This is a genomic window from Pseudomonas sp. D1-1 (genome assembly GCF_051132225.1).
Lineage (GTDB): Bacteria > Pseudomonadota > Gammaproteobacteria > Pseudomonadales > Pseudomonadaceae > Aquipseudomonas.
Window position 1 is genome coordinate 5359626 of the sequence record NZ_CP071676.1, and the last position, 17125, is coordinate 5376750.

Annotated in this window: 14 protein-coding genes; 10 read left to right on the forward strand and 4 right to left on the reverse strand. The window is 61.5% G+C overall.

Annotated features, from left to right (window positions below; translation table 11 throughout):
- Positions 1 to 28 precede the first annotated feature (28 nt).
- The 10 genes from J3P86_RS24240 (at position 29) to J3P86_RS24285 (ending at position 11099) form a co-directional block, all read left to right on the forward strand.
- Positions 29 to 490, forward strand: coding sequence for an Lrp/AsnC family transcriptional regulator (locus tag J3P86_RS24240; protein WP_434571390.1), 462 nt, complete (start codon positions 29 to 31; stop codon positions 488 to 490).
- 272 nt (positions 491 to 762) lie between these two features.
- Entirely contained in the window at positions 763 to 2445 is a 1683-nt protein-coding gene (locus J3P86_RS24245) for a flavin monoamine oxidase family protein (protein ID WP_434627676.1), read from the forward strand.
- Positions 2446 to 2457: 12 nt separating this feature from the next.
- Positions 2458 to 3252, forward strand: coding sequence for a carbon-nitrogen hydrolase family protein (locus J3P86_RS24250; protein WP_434699005.1), 795 nt, complete (start codon positions 2458 to 2460; stop codon positions 3250 to 3252).
- A gap of 48 nt (positions 3253 to 3300) precedes the next feature.
- Positions 3301 to 5739 carry a pyrroloquinoline quinone biosynthesis protein PqqF gene (gene pqqF, locus J3P86_RS24255; RefSeq protein ID WP_434699006.1) on the forward strand — a complete coding sequence of 813 codons (2439 nt, stop codon included), beginning with the start codon at positions 3301 to 3303 and terminating at the stop codon, positions 5737 to 5739.
- 157 nt (positions 5740 to 5896) lie between these two features.
- On the forward strand, positions 5897 to 5971 hold the full coding sequence (gene pqqA, locus J3P86_RS24260; RefSeq protein ID WP_003177660.1) for a pyrroloquinoline quinone precursor peptide PqqA: 75 nt from the start codon (positions 5897 to 5899) through the stop codon (positions 5969 to 5971).
- A gap of 80 nt (positions 5972 to 6051) precedes the next feature.
- Positions 6052 to 6963: a pyrroloquinoline quinone biosynthesis protein PqqB gene (pqqB, locus tag J3P86_RS24265; RefSeq protein WP_434699007.1), complete on the forward strand. Its 912-nt coding sequence runs from the start codon at positions 6052 to 6054 to the stop codon at positions 6961 to 6963.
- A 196-nt stretch (positions 6964 to 7159) separates the two neighbouring features.
- Positions 7160 to 7912 carry a pyrroloquinoline-quinone synthase PqqC gene (gene pqqC, locus J3P86_RS24270; RefSeq protein ID WP_434699008.1) on the forward strand — a complete coding sequence of 251 codons (753 nt, stop codon included), beginning with the start codon at positions 7160 to 7162 and terminating at the stop codon, positions 7910 to 7912.
- Complete coding sequence (gene pqqD / locus J3P86_RS24275) at positions 7909 to 8184, forward strand: pyrroloquinoline quinone biosynthesis peptide chaperone PqqD (RefSeq protein ID WP_434571379.1); 276 nt, start codon at positions 7909 to 7911, stop codon at positions 8182 to 8184. Before pqqC ends, pqqD begins: the two co-directional genes overlap by 4 nt.
- Positions 8177 to 9307, forward strand: coding sequence for a pyrroloquinoline quinone biosynthesis protein PqqE (pqqE, locus tag J3P86_RS24280; RefSeq protein WP_434571378.1), 1131 nt, complete (start codon positions 8177 to 8179; stop codon positions 9305 to 9307). The genes pqqD and pqqE overlap by 8 nt, the downstream gene beginning before the upstream one ends.
- Entirely contained in the window at positions 9273 to 11099 is a 1827-nt protein-coding gene (locus J3P86_RS24285) for an alpha/beta hydrolase family protein (protein WP_434699009.1), read from the forward strand. Before pqqE ends, J3P86_RS24285 begins: the two co-directional genes overlap by 35 nt.
- A 125-nt stretch (positions 11100 to 11224) precedes the next feature.
- Here J3P86_RS24285 and J3P86_RS24290 read toward each other — a convergent pair whose 3' ends face one another.
- From J3P86_RS24290 to J3P86_RS24305, 4 genes are all read right to left on the reverse strand, one after another.
- The gene (locus J3P86_RS24290) at positions 11225 to 11383 is read right to left on the reverse strand and encodes a YqaE/Pmp3 family membrane protein (RefSeq protein WP_038436734.1); all 159 of its coding nucleotides are present in this window, start codon (positions 11381 to 11383) and stop codon (positions 11225 to 11227) included.
- 339 nt (positions 11384 to 11722) lie between these two features.
- Positions 11723 to 13501 (reverse strand): acyl-CoA dehydrogenase C-terminal domain-containing protein, encoded by a 1779-nt coding sequence (locus J3P86_RS24295; protein ID WP_434696616.1) that lies wholly within the window; start codon positions 13499 to 13501, stop codon positions 11723 to 11725.
- Between the two features lie 254 nt (positions 13502 to 13755).
- Positions 13756 to 15552 (reverse strand): acyl-CoA dehydrogenase C-terminal domain-containing protein, encoded by a 1797-nt coding sequence (locus J3P86_RS24300; RefSeq protein WP_434627652.1) that lies wholly within the window; start codon positions 15550 to 15552, stop codon positions 13756 to 13758.
- A gap of 91 nt (positions 15553 to 15643) precedes the next feature.
- Positions 15644 to 16933: a GGDEF domain-containing protein gene (locus J3P86_RS24305; RefSeq protein ID WP_305498358.1), complete on the reverse strand. Its 1290-nt coding sequence runs from the start codon at positions 16931 to 16933 to the stop codon at positions 15644 to 15646.
- Positions 16934 to 17125: the final 192 nt, after the last annotated feature.

The window sequence follows — 17125 nt, forward strand, 5'->3', positions numbered from 1 at the left end:
GCCATTGATGCCCGCGCCGGAGCCAACCTTGACTGAGATCCGCCCTCCCGTCCTCGACGAAATCGACCGCCAGTTGATCGCGGCCCTGCAAATCAACGCGCGGGAAAGCGTCGCCATGCTCGCCCGGCAATTGGGAATTGCCCGCACCACCGTGACGTCGCGCCTGGCTCGACTGGAGAAAGCCAAGGTGATCACTGGGTACGGCGTGCGCCTTGGCCAGCGGGTGATCGATGGCGGTCTGCAGGCCTATGTCGGGATCAAGGTGCAGCCACGCTCCGGTAAAGAGGTACTGCGCCGCTTGAGCGCCATGGCCCAGGTCCAGCAGTTGTGCGCGGTCAGCGGCGAATTTGATTATGTGGCGTGGCTGCGCACCGATTCGCCGGAGCAGCTGGATCAGTTGCTCGACCAGATCGGCAGCGTGGACGGGGTGGAGAAAACGACTACGTCGATCATTCTCAGCAGCAAGATCGATCGGGGCCAGCCGGTCTGAAGCCTTGCACCTTATCCTGTGGGAGCGAGCCTGCTCGCGAATGCGGTGGGCCAGTTGGGGTAGTTCTTTCTGACAACCGCTTCGCGAGCAGGCTCGCTCCCACAGGATCATACTTCGTCATTACGACTCGACCACATTACAAAATGACTTGAAACTACGCAAAACGACGACACATTGCGTCTTATTAACGTGTTTCTCCCTCTCTAGAATGGCTGGCATCTTTCCTATACTCAGACGCAAACGCCGCGTCGAGTCGCCCATCAAGGTCAGCCATGAACAAGCACAATCGCCACCCAGCAGACGGCAAGAAGCCCATCACCATTTTCGGACCGGACTTTCCTTTCGCCTTTGACGACTGGATCGAGCACCCGGCCGGCCTGGGGGTCATTCCCGAGCACAACCACGGGGCTGAAGTGGCGATCGTCGGCGCGGGGATCGCCGGTCTCGTAGCCGCTTACGAATTGATGAAGCTAGGCCTCAAACCGGTGGTCTACGAGGCGTCGAAGATGGGCGGACGTCTGCGCTCCCAAGCGTTCAACGGCGCCGAAGGCATCGTTGCCGAGCTCGGTGGCATGCGTTTTCCGGTGTCGTCCACGGCGTTCTACCACTACGTCGACAAACTGGGCCTGGAGACCAAACCGTTCCCCAACCCACTGACCTCGGCCTCGGGCAGCACCGTCATCGACCTGGAAGGGCAGACTTACTACGCCGAAAAAATGGCCGACCTTCCTGCGCTGTTCCAGGAAGTCGCTGACGCCTGGGCCGATGCCCTGGAGGATGGCTCGCGTTTCAGCGAGATCCAGCAGGCGATCCGCGAGCGCGACGTGCCGCGTCTCAAAGAGCTGTGGAACACCCTGGTACCGCTGTGGGATGACCGCACATTCTACGATTTCGTCGCCACCTCCAAGGCGTTCGCCAAGCTGTCTTTCCAGCACCGCGAAGTGTTCGGCCAGGTCGGCTTCGGCACGGGCGGCTGGGACTCGGACTTCCCCAACTCGATGCTGGAAATCTTTCGCGTGGTGATGACCAATTGCGACGACCATCAGCACCTGGTGGTTGGCGGCGTTGAACAGGTGCCGCAGGGAATCTGGAGGCATGTGCCGGAGCGTTGTGTGCATTGGCCGGAGGGCACCAGCCTGAATTCGTTGCACCTGGGCGCGCCACGCAGCGGGGTGAAGCGTATCGCTCGCGCCGACGACGGCCGATTCAGCGTGACCGACGTCTGGGGCGACACGCGCGAATACGCCGCCGTGCTGGTCACCTGCCAGACCTGGCTGCTTACCACCCAGATCGAGTGTGAAGAAGCGCTGTTCTCGCAAAAGATGTGGATGGCCCTGGATCGCACCCGCTACATGCAATCGTCAAAGACCTTCGTGATGGTCGACCGGCCGTTCTGGAAGGACAAGGACCCGGAAACCGGCCGCGACCTGATGAGCATGACCCTCACCGATCGCCTGACCCGTGGTACCTACCTGTTCGACAATGGCGACAACAAGCCGGGGGTCATCTGCCTGTCGTATTCCTGGATGAGCGATGCGCTGAAAATGCTCCCGTACCCGGTGGAAAAACGCGTCAAGCTGGCCCTGGATGCCCTGAAAAAAATCTACCCGAAGGTGGACATCGCCGCGCGGATCATTGGCGAACCGATCACCGTGTCTTGGGAAGCCGACCCGTATTTCCTCGGCGCCTTCAAGGGCGCGCTACCCGGCCACTATCGTTACAACCAGCGCATGTACGCGCATTTCATGCAGGACGACATGCCGGCCGAACAAAAAGGGATCTTTATCGCCGGCGACGACGTCTCATGGACACCCGCCTGGGTTGAAGGCGCGGTCCAGACCTCGCTCAATGCCGTGTGGGGAATCATGAAACACTTCGGCGGTGAAACCCATGCCGAGAATCCGGGTCCAGGGGATGTGTTCGACGAAATCGGTCCGATCGCCCTGCCCGAATAAAAGGAGTTGTCGATGCGCGTAGCCCTCTACCAATGTCCACCGCTGCCAATGGATCCGGCCGGCAACCTGCAGCGTCTGCACCAAGTCGCGCTGGAGGCCCGAGGCGCTGACATATTGGTGCTGCCGGAGATGTTCCTGACCGGCTATAACATCGGCGTCGATGCGGTGCATGTACTGGCCGAGGTCTACAACGGCGAATGGGCCCAGCAAATTGGCCGCATCGCCAAGGCGGCCGGCCTGGCGATTCTCTATGGCTACCCCGAACGCAGCGAAGACGGACAGATCTACAACGCCGTGCAACTGATCGATGCCCAAGGCGAACGCCTCGCCAACTATCGCAAGAGCCACCTGTTCGGCGACCTCGACCATACGATGTTCAGCGCCGGGGATGCGACGCTGCCCATTGTCGAGCTCAACGGCTGGAAGCTCGGTTTCCTGATCTGCTATGACTTGGAGTTCCCGGAAAACGCCCGGCGGCTGGCCTTGGCCGGTGCCGAGCTGATCCTGGTGCCGACCGCCAACATGCAGCCCTACGAGTTCATCGCCGACGTCACCGTGCGGGCGCGGGCCATTGAAAACCAGTGTTTCGTGGCCTACGCCAACTACTGTGGCCACGAAGGTGAGTTGCGCTATTGCGGCCAGAGCAGCATCGCCGCGCCGGACGGCAGCCGCCCGGCCCTGGCGGGGCTGGACGAGGCGTTGATCGTCGGTGAACTGGATCGACAGCTGATGAATGACTCGCGCGCGGCCTACAACTACCTGCACGACCGTCGCCCGGCGCTATACGGCGACTTGCATAAACACTGATCCGGGCTAATCCGCTAGCATGAGCACATCCTTGTCCTGGAAGCGCTCATGCCGGCCCCCGATTCCCTCCGCCCCCATACCGAAACCCTGGCCAACGGCCTACAAGTGACGTTGCGCCATGCACCCGACCTCAAGCGCAGCGCTGCGGTATTGCGGGTGGCGGCCGGCAGCCATGATGCGCCTGAGGCCTGGCCGGGCCTCGCGCATTTTCTCGAACATCTTTTTTTTCTCGGGACAGAACGTTTTCCCAGCGGGCAGAACCTGATGGCCTACGTGCGGGACCACGGTGGGCAAGTCAACGCGCGTACCAGCGAGCGCACCACGGACTTTTTCATCGAGCTGCCGCCTGCCGCCCTGGCCGACGGGTTGGAGCGTCTGGCAGACATGCTCGCTCATCCCCGACTGGATGAAGCCGACCAGTTACGCGAGCGGGAAGTGCTGCACGCCGAATTCATCGCCTGGTCCCGGGACGCCGTCGCCCAGCGCCAGCTTGCCCTGTATGACGGATTAACGGCGGCCCATCCGCTGCGAGGTTTTCACGCCGGCAATCGCGACAGCCTCGGCGTATCACAGCCTGAATTTCAAACGGCCCTGCGCGGTTTCCATCAGCGTTTCTACCAGAGCGGTCAGATGACCTTGAGCCTCGCCGGCCCGCAAAGCCTCGAAACAATGAAGGCGCTGGCCGATCAATTCGCTACAAGCATGCCCATCGGAAAAGCGGCGACCAGGCAATTGCCACCGAGGCTAATGACGTCGCCAGGCATCGCTTATCAACAGGTCCGGGAAGGCTGCCTCGACTTGCTCTTCGCCCTCGAACACTTGCCTGGCGCCTCGCCTCAAGCATTGGCCTTCCTGTGTCACTGGCTGAACTCCAGCAAACCGGGCGGCTTGCTTGCGACGTTGCGCCAACGCGGTCTCGCCGACAGCCTCAAGGCTTCGCAGCTGTATGAATTTGCCGGTCAAGCACTGCTGCACATCGAGCTCAAGCTCGACAGCGGCCCGGTGCCGTCGGCTGTCGAGCCGTTGCTGCGCGACTGGCTGGGGTTCTTTGCCGCCCATGACGACTGGGCTCCCTTGCGCCAGGAATTCAACGCCCGGCTGCAGCGCCGTCAGGAAACGGCAACCGCCCTGCAACTGGCGCGTTGGGACGGCGAAGGATGTGCCGGGGCTCTAGCGGAAAACGACTTGATGCGGATTCGAGAAATCCTCAAACAACTGCACCCTGCGAATCCGGTCACCGAACAATGGCAACTGCCCTCGCCCAACCCGTTCCTGCAAGCGCCAAGCGAGCCGCCCCGCGCCGGTTTGATACGCGGCCAGACCAGCGCCCACCGTGGTCTGCGCACGTTCGCACAAGACCGCAGCCGGGGCCGGCGGGAACGCTCACCCATGCAGTTCAGCCAGGCATTGCCGGACTCCCGGGAAAGTGGGGTGTATGTGCGCTGGCAACTGGAGACCCGGGTACCGCTCGATTTTCAACCCAGACTCGATCGGCACCTGGCGGATGTGTGCGAGGACGCCCGGCAGGCAGGCGTGGACATCACTTTCGAAGCCTGTAGTGATCGATGGCTGTTGAAGCTGGTCGGTTTGCAAGCACCGATGCCGTTGGTGCTTGAGCACCTGCTGACAAAGCTGGAGCAGCCGCTGCCACCCGTTCAGGCCAGGAACGAAACGCCCCTGATGCCGATTCGACATTTGCTGCGGGAATTGCCGGATCACTATCAGCAGAACCTGCGGCATGCAGAGCCGCCACCGCCCGACAGCGAACAAGACGTCTGGGCAAGCGCCCGCTGGGACGGCCTGGCCATCGGTCTGTCGGCTGCTTCCCAAGCCGCTGTGGGCCCGTTGTTGGCCCGGATTCCTGGCGTGGCCCGCGAGGCGACGGCGCCAGCAGCGACGCCTTCACCAGGGCGGATCTGGCGCACCCTAGAGACCCATGGCGACGAACAGGCCGTGTTGCTGTTTTGCCCCTCGCCCACGTTGGACTTGCCCGACGAAGCTGCCTGGCGATTGCTGGCTCATTTGTGCCAGACCCCGTATTACCAGCGCTTGAGGATCGAGCTGCAGTTAGGTTATGCGGTGTTCAGTGGCTTGAAGCAAATCGATGGGTGGACCGGCTTGTTGCTGGGTGCGCAATCGCCCGAGACGTCGGCCGCGCAATTGGTCAGCCATATGGAGCAGTTTCTGACCGAGCTTCCCGCCGTGATCGAGCGAACCGACGATGCAACCCTGGCCAGCCAACAACAAGCCCTGGCCAGCCAGATGCAAATCGCCGCGTTGCCCTGCGCCCAGGCGGCCGAGCTACTCTGGCAAGGAAAACTGGCCGGCCACCCGGCGGACTTCCCTGAGCGACTGGCCGATGCCATTCTGGGCATGCAGCGCATAGACCTGGTGAATGCCGCCTGCCGCTTGATCGATGCGCAGGGAGGACGTTATTGCCTCAGCAACGCGCCGAGCCCGGGCGCCCCTTGGCGAGCGGCCGAATGATCATTACAGGCGCTGCAATGAGCTTTCTCAGAGAATCGCAGCGAACCAAATTGTCAGATTTAGTAACATAGTCACCTGAGCATCTGAACATCTCCGAACGGAGGTGGACTATATGTATAGCTTTAAACCGATCCACCCCAACCAAAGGAGTATTCCCATGTCCTGGTCCAAACCCGCATATATCGACCTGCGTATCGGCTTCGAAGTCACCATGTACTTCGCCAGCCGTTGATGATTGCAGGCAGTTAGTACGCGACACAACGCCTCGGCCATCCGGGGCGTTTTTATTTCGGTTTGCAGATGGGAGCGAGCATGTTCGTCCAGATTCTAGGTTCCGCCGCCGGTGGGGGCTTTCCCCAGTGGAACTGCAACTGCGCCAATTGCGCGGGTTTTCGCGACGGCAATCTCCGAGCGCAGGCGCGCACCCAGTCGTCCATTGCAATTTCCGATGATGGCGTGAGCTGGGTCCTGTGCAACGCCTCGCCGGACATCCGCGCGCAACTCCAGGGTTTCGCCCCGATGCAGCCTGGCCGGGCGCTACGGGACACCGGCATCGGCGCGATCATCCTGATGGACAGCCAGATCGATCACACCACCGGCTTGCTCAGCCTGCGCGAAGGCTGCCCGCATCAGGTCTGGTGCACCGACATGGTCCATGAAGACCTGAGCACCGGTTTCCCGCTGTTCAACATGCTGACCCACTGGAACGGCGGCCTGAGCTGGAACCGCATCGAGCTGGACCAGAGCTTCACCGTCCCGGCCTGTCCGAACCTGCGCTTCACCCCGCTGCCGCTGCGCAGCGCCGCGCCGCCCTATTCACCGCACCGCTTCGATCCGCATCCGGGTGACAACATCGGGCTGATCGTTGAAGACCTGCGCAGCCGCGGCAAACTGTTCTATGCGCCGGGCCTGGGCAAGGTCGACGAACCGTTGCTGCAGATCATGGCCGACAGCGACTGCCTGCTGGTGGACGGCACGATGTGGGACGACGACGAAATGCAACGCCGTGGCGTCGGCACTCGCACCGGTCGGGAAATGGGCCACCTGGCGCAGAACGGTCCCGGAGGGATGCTGGAGGTGCTGGAGCAATTGCCCGAGCAGCGCAAGGTGCTCATCCATATCAACAACACCAACCCGATCCTGGACGAAGACTCGCCCGAGCGGGCCGAGCTGGTGCGACGCAGGATTGAAGTGGCTTACGATGGCATGAGCATCGAACTGTAGGAAGGTCTGATAACCGGGAGCGAGCCAGTGCTTGTATTGGCTGACAGGCCGTCTTCGCGAGCAAGCTCGCTCCCACAGTGGCCTGAGTGGTATCGGATATCTGATCCGCAGCAAAACCAGTGTGGGAGCGAGCTTGCTCGCGATAGGGCCAGCCCCGACGCCACGGAACCCAACGGTTATTCTCCGGAGAACCGAAATGACTGACACCCCCCTGTCCATCGCCGAGTTCGAGGCGGCCCTGCGTGCCAAAGGCGCGTACTACCACATCCATCACCCCTACCACGTGGCGATGTATGAAGGCCGCGCCACGCGCGAGCAGATCCAGGGCTGGGTCGCGAACCGCTTCTACTACCAAGTGAATATTCCGCTCAAGGACGCCGCGATCCTGGCCAACTGCCCGGACCGGGAAATCCGTCGCGAGTGGATCCAGCGCCTGCTCGACCATGACGGTGCCCCCGGCGAAGACGGCGGCATCGAAGCCTGGCTGCGACTGGGCCAGGCAGTGGGCCTGGACCCCGATCAGCTGCGCTCCCAAGAGTTGGTGCTACCCGGCGTACGCTTCGCCGTGGATGCCTACGTCAACTTCGCCCGCCGGGCTTCCTGGCAGGAAGCCGCCAGCAGCTCATTGACCGAACTGTTCGCCCCGCAGATCCACCAGTCGCGCCTGGACAGCTGGCCGCAGCACTACTCCTGGATCGACCCGGCCGGCTATGAATATTTCCGCACCCGCCTGGGCCAGGCTCGGCGTGATGTGGAGCATGGTCTCGCGATCACCTTGCAGCACTACACCACCCGCGCAGGCCAGGAGCGCATGCTGGAAATTCTCCAGTTCAAATTGGACATTCTCTGGAGCATGCTCGACGCCATGAGCATGGCTTACGAATTAAAACGCCCGCCCTATCACAGCGTGACCGATCAACGGGTGTGGCATAAAGGGATTACCTTATGAGCTTCGACCGCAGCAAAACCCCTCAGTGGCGTCCCGGCTATCGCTTCCAATACGAACCGGCCCAGAAAGGCCATGTGCTGCTTTATCCTGAAGGCATGATCAAGCTCAACGACAGCGCCTCGCTGATCGGCGGCCTGATCGATGGTGAACGGGATGTCGCGGCGATCATCGGCGAGCTGGAGAAGCAATTCCCGGACGTGCCGGAACTCGGTGACGACATCGAGCAATTCATGGAGGTCGCCCGTGCACAGCACTGGATCACCCTTGCCTGAGAAGCCCGCCGTCGGCTTGCCGCTGTGGCTGCTGGCCGAGCTGACCTATCGCTGCCCGTTGCAATGCCCGTACTGCTCCAACCCGCTGGACTTTGCCGAACAAGGCAAGGAGCTGAGCACCGAGCAGTGGTTCAAGGTCTTTCGCGAGGCCCGGGAAATGGGCGCCGCGCAACTGGGCTTTTCCGGCGGCGAGCCGTTGGTGCGCCAGGACCTCGCCGAGCTGATCGGCGAGGCGCGCAAGCTAGGCTTCTACACCAATCTGATCACCTCCGGCATCGGCTTGACCGAACAGAAAATCAGCGATTTCAAGAAGGCCGGCCTCGACCACATCCAGATCAGTTTCCAGGCCAGCGACGAGCAGGTGAACAATCTGCTGGCCGGTTCGAAAAAAGCTTTCGCGCAAAAACTGGAGATGGCCCGAGCGGTGAAAGCCCATGGTTATCCGATGGTGCTGAACTTCGTCACCCATCGGCACAACATCGACAAGATCGACCGCATCATCGAGTTGTGCATCGCCCTGGAAGCCGACTTTGTCGAACTCGCCACCTGTCAGTTCTATGGCTGGGCACACCTCAACCGCGTCGGCCTGCTGCCCACGCGGGAACAACTGGTGCGTGCCGAGCGCATCACCAATGAATACCGGGCCAGGCTCGAGGCCGAAGGTAACCCGTGCAAGTTGATTTTCGTGACCCCGGATTACTATGAAGAGCGCCCCAAGGCCTGCATGAACGGCTGGGGCAGCATCTTCCTGACCGTTACCCCGGATGGCACGGCATTGCCTTGCCATGGCGCCCGGCAGATGCCGGTGCAATTCCCGAATGTGCGTGACCACAGCATGCAACACATCTGGTACGACTCGTTCGGCTTCAACCGTTTTCGAGGTTATGACTGGATGCCCGAGCCCTGCCGCTCGTGCGATGAAAAAGAAAAGGATTTCGGCGGCTGTCGTTGCCAGGCGTTCATGCTCACCGGTGACGCCAGCAATGCCGATCCTGTGTGCAGCAAATCCGCGCACCACGGGATGATTCTCCAGGCTCGCGAAGACGCCGAGCATGCCACGCAAACCATCGGACAACTGGCCTTTCGCAATGAACGAAACTCGCGCCTCATCGTTAAAGGCTGAACCTTTCAGCGCCGCCCAGGCCGTCGCGGCAGGCATCGACTTTGCCGAGCTGCAACTCGGCCCCCTGGGCCTTTTCTGGAACGAATACCGTCCCGAAGATGGCGCTTGCCGGATCTGGCATTGGCGAGACGGCAAGGCGCGTTGCCTGACCCCGGACGGTTTCAGTGTGCGCAGCCGGGTGTATGAATACGGCGGCGGGTCGTTCTGTCTGAGCGACGACGGCGTGCTGTTCGTCAACGAACGCGACCAACAGTTGTATCACCAATCGCTGGGCGACCAGTGTCCGGTAGCGCTGACCGCGGGCGATTGTCGATACGGCGATCTGCACTTCGCCACAGGGCACGTGCTGGCCGTGGAGGAACAGGCCGACCAGCATCGATTGGTATCGATCGGACTGGCGGATCACCAGCGGCGCTTATTGGCCGAAGGCGCGGACTTCTATGCCGCGCCGATCTTGAGCCCCGACGGAAAACGTCTCGCCTGGATTGAATGGAGTCGCCCCCACCAGCCATGGACAGCGACGCGGCTGATGCTCGCCGAGCGCAACGATTCAACCTGGGCAGCGCCATGCTGCGTGGCCGGCGATGATGACGAAGAATCCATCCAGCAACCTCGCTTCGATGCTTGCAGTCGCCTTTATTGCCTGACCGACCGAGACGGTTACTGGCAGCCCTGGAGTGAATGCGCCGGCGTCCTGAAGCCAATGGACGCCGCCGAAGCCGATCACGCCCCGGCGCCTTGGCAACTGGGCGGGTGTACATGGTTGCCGGTGGATGAAAGCAGTTTCCTGGCAAGCTGGACCGAGGCCGGCTTCGGGCGGTTGGGGCTGCGCAGCGGCGGCGTGCTCGAAGATTTCACCGGCACTTACAGCCGCTTCCGCAGCCTCGCGCTGGATGAGCAATTCGTCTATGCCATTGCCGCCTCGCCAGCCAGCCCCTCGGCGGTCATTGCGATCGAGCGGCGCAGTCATGAAGCGCTGGTGCTGGCCGGAGGCATCGCGCCGTTGCCTCCCGAGCAAATCAGCCGCCCCCGGACTCTGCGCTATCCCTCTGCGTCCAGCGAAGCCCACGGTTTTTTTTATCCAGCCATGAACACCGACGCGAAGCCGCCGCTGGTGGTGTTTATCCACGGTGGGCCGACCTCGGCTTGCTACCCGATGTTCGACCCGCGCATCCAGTATTGGACCCAGCGCGGCTTCGCCGTTGCCGACCTCAACTACCGTGGCAGCAGCGGTTATGGGCGCGTCTATCGGCAAGCGCTGCATTTGAGTTGGGGCGTGGTGGATGTCGAGGAGGCCTGCGCCGTGGTTGCTTACCTTGATGAGCAAGACTTGGTCGATGGCCGCTGCGCCTTCATCCGTGGCGGCAGCGCGGGAGGATATACCAGCCTCTGCGCCCTGGCGTTCCGGGACGTGTTCCGCGCTGGCGCCAGCCTCTACGGCGTCAGCGATCCCGTTGCCCTGGCCCGCGCTACGCACAAATTCGAAGGTGACTATCTGGACTGGCTGATCGGCGACCCGCAACTGGACGCCGAACGCTACCGGGCCCGCACGCCGTTACTGCATGCCGAGAGGATTCGCGCGCCGGTGATTTTTTTCCAAGGCGAGCTGGACGCCGTGGTCGTGCCGCAGCAGACCCGCGACATGGTCAAGGCGCTGGAGGACAACGGTGTTGCGGTCGAGGCTCATTACTACCCTGATGAGCGCCATGGCTTTCGCAAGGCCGCGAACCAGGCACATGCGCTGGAGCATGAGTGGTTGTTCTATCGCAGGGTGATGGATGGACTCGCATAGCAGCAATGCAAACCAATGTGGGAGCGAGCCTGCTCGCGATAACCATGGTTCAGTCAACATCTCGCTGACTGATACACCGCTTTCGCGAGCAGGCTCGCTCCCACAGGGATGTTGTGACGGGTGAATCAGCGCTTGGCGATGATGTACACCGCATGCACGATGCCGGGGATATAACCCAACAGCGTCAGCAGAATGTTCAGCCAGAAAGCCCCGCCGAACCCGACTTGCAGGAACACACCCAGCGGTGGCAACAGAATGGCGATGATGATTCGAATGATATCCATGGACAGCTCCTGATGGTCGATGGCCACATTGCCATATAGCTCATGGACAGCTGACCGCTCGTCAGGGTTCAGTGCGCGTCCAAAGAGGCGGGCCGCAGGGAGAAGATACGCAGGCAAAAAACGCGGGCAAAAGAAAACCCCGCCGAAGCGGGGCTTTGCAGACTGTTTCCCTGACATCCATTTCACTCCGCCTTCCTGGCAGAATCCTACGTGTCCGTGTTGTAGCTTTGCGCGTCCTGCGCTACGTCCATGGAAGCTAGATTAGCCGTGGATCCAATCGGCCGATAGAGGGAAATCGCCAGCACGTCATGTAAGCTTTTTCCTACATGACGTCTTCTTTTAGAACTGACCGGGTTCCAGCAGGAACAGCGACTCGCTACCCGCCCTAACCGAAGCGCTCAAGGAATGGATTCGTGGCAACAGGCGGGCGAAATAGAAACGTGCCGTGCCCAGTTTGCTCGCGTAGAAATCGTCCTGCGTCTCCTTGCCCAGGGCCGCCCGGGCCATGAGCGCCCACATGTAGGCATACGCGGTGTAGCCGAACGCCTGCAGGTACTCCACCGAAGCCGCGCCAATTTCATGGGGATTGTTTTTCGCCCGGTCCAGCAGCCACTCGGTCAGCTCGTCCAGCGTGCCGACGGCATCGTTCAACGGCTGGGTGAACTCCGCCAGATCGCTGCCAGCGGTAGCGGTGAAATGACGAATCTCGTCGGCGAACAGTTTGTAGAACGCCCCGCCGTTGCCGACGATCTTGCGCCCCACCAGGTCCAGTGCCTGGATGCCGTTGGTGCCTTCGTAGATCTGGGTGATGCGCACGTCGCGCACCAACTGCTCCTGGCCCCATTCGCGAATGTAGCCGTGGCCGCCGAAAATCTGCTGGCCGTGAATAGTGGTTTCCAGGCCCAGGTCGGTCAGGAATGCCTTGGCAACCGGCGTCAGCAAGGCCACCAGATCTTCGGCGCGCTTGCGAGTCGTCGGGTCTTCGCTGAACTTGGCGGTGTCCAGTTGCATCGCCACGTAGGTGGAGAATGCCCGGCCACCTTCGTTCGACGCTTTCATGGTCAGCAACATCCGGCGCACATCCGGGTGGACGATGATCGGGTCGGCGATCTTGTCCTTGTTCTGCGCGCCGCTTGGCGAACGGCTTTGCAGGCGATCACGGGCGTACTCGACAGCGTTCTGGTACGAACGCTCGCCGGAGGCCAGACCCTGGATCCCCACGCCCAGGCGTTCGTAATTCATCATGGTGAACATCGCCGCCAGGCCTTTGTTCGGCTCGCCGACCAGGTAACCCACTGCTTCGTCGAAGTTCATCACGCAGGTGGCGGACGCCTGGATGCCCATCTTGTGTTCGATCGAACCGCAGTTGGCCGCGTTGCGTGCACCCAGGCTGCCGTCGGCGTTGACCATGAATTTCGGCACCAGGAACAGCGAAATGCCTTTCGGGCCCGCCGGTGCGTCGGGGAGCTTCGCCAGCACCAGGTGAATGATGTTTTCGGTGAGGTCGTGTTCGCCGCCGGTAATGAAAATCTTCGTGCCGCTGACCTTGTAGGTGCCGTCAGCCTGGGGCTCAGCCTTGGTCCGGATAATCCCCAGGTCGGTGCCGGCATGGGGTTCGGTCAGGCACATGGAGCCGGCCCAGACGCCGGCGTACATGTTTGGCAGGTACGCGGCTTTCAATTCTTCACTGGCGTGGGCGTTGATCGACAGGCAGGCTCCTGCGGTAAGCATCGGGTACAGACCGAAGGACAAGCTGGCGGAGTTGACCATTTCCTCGACCTGGGCCGAAACCGCCTTGGGCATGCCCATGCCACCGTACGTTGGATCTCCGCCGACGCCGACCCAACCGCCTTCAGCGAAGGTCCTGTAGGCCTCAGGGAAACCCGCCGGGGTGGTCACGGCGCCGTCAGCCCAGTGGCAACCCTCTTCGTCAGCTGCACGGCTGAGGGGCGCGATGCTTTTACCGGTGACCTTGCCCGCCTCTTCGAGGATCGCTTCGACGGTTTCAGCGTCCACGGTTTCGGCCAACGCCGGCAGTTGAGCCCAGAGTTTCGCGACCTCGAACACTTCATTGAGGACGAAGCGCATATCGCGCAGGGGCGCTTTGTAGTCAGCCATGGCAAACCTCGCAGGATCTAAACAATTGGTTCGTAGGAAAGCGTTCTCGCAATGGCCCAGAGTGTACCTCAACAACTTTTGAGACACATAGGGTCAACCTGTGACTGTTTTGTTATTTTTAGTCAACTCCGAAGCTCTGTTTTTCCGTGGCGAGGGAGCTTGCTCCCGCTTGAGTGCGCAGCGCTCACTAGAAGGGCTGCTGCGCACCCCAGCGGGAGCGAGCTCCCTCGCCACTGAGAAAATGTTTCAGCCTGTCAAAGCGCAAACAACTCCGCCGGCAACCTCATCAGGCAATCGCTCCCCGCCTCTATAGCAGCCCGATGGGCGGCCGTACGCGGCAGCAGGCGCTTGAAGTAAAACTCGCAGGTCGCCAGCTTGGCCCGGCAGAAATCGCTGCCTCCAGTGCCGCTGTCGAGTTGCGCCTGGGCCACCAACGCCATGCGCAACCACAGATAGGCCAGAATGATATAGCCGCTGTACATCAGGTAATCCACCGAAGCGGCGCCCACCTCATCCGGATTTTTCATGGCGGCCATGCCGACCTGCGTCGTCAGTTCGCCCCATTGCTGGTTGAGCCCGTCCAGTTGCGCAATGAAAGCCTGGAGCTGCGGATGCCCGGCATTGGCAGCGCAGAATTTGTGAACGATTCTGGTGAAACCGCGCAGCAACTTGCCCTGGCTACCCAGCACTTTGCGCCCCAGCAGGTCCAGGGCCTGGATGCCGTTGGTGCCTTCATAGATCGGCGCGATCCGGCAATCACGCACCAGCTGCTCCATGCCCCACTCACGAATGAAGCCATGACCGCCAAAGACCTGCATGCCGTGGTTGGTCACTTCCAAACCCGTGTCGGTCATGAAGGCCTTGCAGATCGGGGTGAGGAAGGCCAGCAGGTCTTCCGCCTCCTGGCGGGCGCTTTCGTCGCGGCTCAAATGCGCGGTATCGAGCAGTTGCGCGGTGAAATAGGTCAGCGCCCGATTGCCTTCATTGAAGGCTTTCATGGTCAGCAGCATCCGGCGTACATCGGGATGGACAATGATCGGGTCGGCGACTTTTTCCGGCGCCTTGGGGCCGGTCAAAGAGCGCATCTGCAGGCGATCGTTGGCGTATTTGATCGCACCCTGGAAGCTCGCTTCGCCGAGGCACAGGCCCTGCATGCCGGTACCGAGGCGGGCGTGGTTCATCATGGTGAACATGCAGTTGAGGCCCTTGTTCGGTTCGCCGATCAGGAAACCCTTGGCCCCATCGAAGTTCAGCACGCACGTGGCCGACGCCTTGATGCCCATCTTGTGCTCGATCGAACCGCAGGAAACACCATTGCGCTCACCGGCCTCGCCCGCTGCATCGGGCAGGAACTTGGGCACGATGAACAACGAGATGCCTTTGGTCCCGGCGGGAGCATCCGGCAATTTGGCGAGCACCAGGTGAATGATGTTGTCGCTCATGTCGTGCTCGCCGGCGCTGATGAAGATCTTGCTGCCGGTCACCGCGTAGCTGCCATCCGCCTGAGGCACGGCGCGGGTCTTAATGATGCCCAGGTCCGTGCCGCAGTGGGCTTCGGTCAGGCACATGGTGCCGGTCCACTGGCCGGCGGTGAGCTTGTTGAGGTAGGTCTGTTTCTGCTGTTCGGTGCCGTGAGCGTGGATGGCCGACATGGCGCCGTGGGTCAGGCCGGGGTACATGCCCCAGGAGGTATTGCTCGACCCGATCATTTCGCTGATCACCAGCCCCAGCGAGCTGGGCAGGCCTTGGCCGCCATAAGCCGGATCCGCTGCCAGGCCGTGCCAGCCGCCTTCCACATACTGTGCGAAAGCTTGCTTGAAGCCTGCAGGTGTAGTGACCACGCCGTTATCGAAATGGCAGCCCTCTTCGTCACCCGGACGATTGAGCGGAGCCAGCACGTTCTCACAGAACCGGGCACCTTCTTCGAGGATGGCGCTGACCATGTCCGGACTGGCGTCGCTGGCCCCCAACTCGGCATAACGGCCGTGGAAATCAAAGACGTTGTCGATCAGGAAACGCATGTCGCGCAGCGGGGCTTTGTACTCGGGCATGGTGGTTTTCTCCGGTAGCAGATCATTCCAACCTACTGCCGGCCGCCAAGGCCCACAATCAATCTCCAGACGCTGAATGCGCCGTCATCACTCAACCCGCGGCAGCCTCCATGCGCACTGCGCCGCGACGATTCTGGCCGAAGGCAATTACACAATTGCGCCCCGCCCCTTTGGCGTTGTAGAGCGCCTGGTCGGCGGACTTGAGCACTTCCTCGGGCGTGCGCTGGTCCACGCGTTCGGCCACGCCGATGCTGACGGTCACCGATACGCTGGTGGCGCCGCTGCCGGAGCGACGCTGGCGACCTTGCTGATCGTCCTGAGGGCGATTGTCGGGATTACGCAGTTGAATGGCGTACGTCTCGATGGACTGGCGGATGACTTCCAGATGAGGCATGCATTCATCAATGGTCTTGCCGGCAAACACCAGCGCAAACTCCTCGCCGCCGTAACGATAAGCCCTGCCGCCCCCACCGATTTTCGACAGCTTGCTGGCCACCAGGCGCAGCACCTGATCGCCGACATCGTGACCGTGGGTGTCGTTGAATTTCTTGAAGTGATCCACGTCGCTCATCGCCAGCACGTAGTTTCGACCCAGGCGCTGCATGCGTTCATTCAGCGCCCGGCGCCCCGGCAGGCCGGTGAGCTCATCGCGGAAGGCCATCTGGTAGGCCTCGTGAGCAACCGCGGCGGCGATCATCAGCATCACCTGGCTGCACATGATGTTCAGGGTGAACGGCAGGATGAACGTCTTCGGCAGCATCCAGAACAGCCCGACCAACCCCACCAGCTGCGCCGCATGCAAGGGTCGTGGGTTACGCCAGTATTGCCAGGCCAGCAGCACGAACGCAGCGGCAAACACCGGGTATGACAATTGGATCAGGCTCATCCAGGCGCCATGCAGCGCCGGCCAGCGTATTTCCGAAAGCCACAGCAGCAGGGCCTGGGGAAAGCTTTGCTCCAGGGCCAGGGCTACGCCACCAAAGGCCAGTAGCACCGCGAAACGCGCCACCATGTCCTGGAACAGATGCGTGCGCTCCTGCCACGCCGCGAACAGCCCGAACAACAGCGGCAGCAGCAGGCAGACCAGATGGAACACCACCGCCGCGTCTTCGCGCACCTTGCCGTTATCGCGATAGAAGTCGGTCTGGGTATCCAGCAGGAAATAAGCGATGTACACCGTGACCATCAGAAACAGTTCGCGCTGACGTCGGTAAACGGAGCAGTACGCCCCGCCCAACAACAACACCAGCGTAGGAAGCACGTTGAACAATGAGGTGAAGAAGACGTTCAGGTCCTTGACGTAGGCAGCCGCGAGCCCCGCCAGTAAAAGCACTGTCGACGGTAGGAAATGGCTGAAGCGCATTACGGAAAGACGCGGCAAGGGTAAAGCTCCGACCCGGCTGATCAAAGATGGCATTGTGCCTGCAACTGGAGCAGTAAGGCACGCGAGAGGTGACAGATGTCACACTGCCATCGCTGTAACGGCAGATCGGGAAGTTTTCTTAGGGTCCGGGTGGATGAATATTGTTTCAGGATCGCCATGGTTCCCCTGTGGCGAGGGAGCTTGCTCCCG